We start from the raw sequence: 408 nt of genomic DNA, 5'->3' as shown, positions 1-408 counted from the left end.
CGGAGGTATTAATATCCTTTATAGGGCAATGCGAGATACAATTGTTCCTGCTTATTATTTGGATTTAAAAAATCCTATCAGAGGAGAAATTTATCAATTGGCTTACTCTTCTAAATATTATACAAATTCTCTTGATGGGAATAATTTGAATTATCTATTTATTAATAGAGAGGGCTTTTTTGAAACAGACTCTTGTTTATATTTGAGATATGCAAGTGATAGAGGCGGTACCGTTTTGCAATATAATAAAAGTAGAAAACAAACAAAAAGTTATGCACCAAAAATAACAAGAGTTTTAGGTGTTAAAAATGATATTGATAATGGTGTTCCTATTTGGCCATTATACTATTATGCAAAAGAGAATATATATGTTCAGACTTTATCAGGTGGAGAAATTCAAGATCTGAA

Annotated in this window: 1 protein-coding gene; it reads left to right on the top strand. The window is 29.4% G+C overall.

What is annotated here, in order from left to right:
* Positions 1 to 408: hypothetical protein (locus tag DWW23_RS27075; RefSeq protein WP_199664164.1), on the top strand; the 408-nt coding region annotated here is incomplete at both ends.

This window comes from Parabacteroides sp. AF14-59 (assembly GCF_003479515.1).
Taxonomy (GTDB): domain Bacteria; phylum Bacteroidota; class Bacteroidia; order Bacteroidales; family Tannerellaceae; genus Parabacteroides; species Parabacteroides faecis.
The sequence above is the reverse complement of the archived record's forward strand: the minus strand, read 5'-3'. Positions and strand labels throughout refer to the sequence as shown.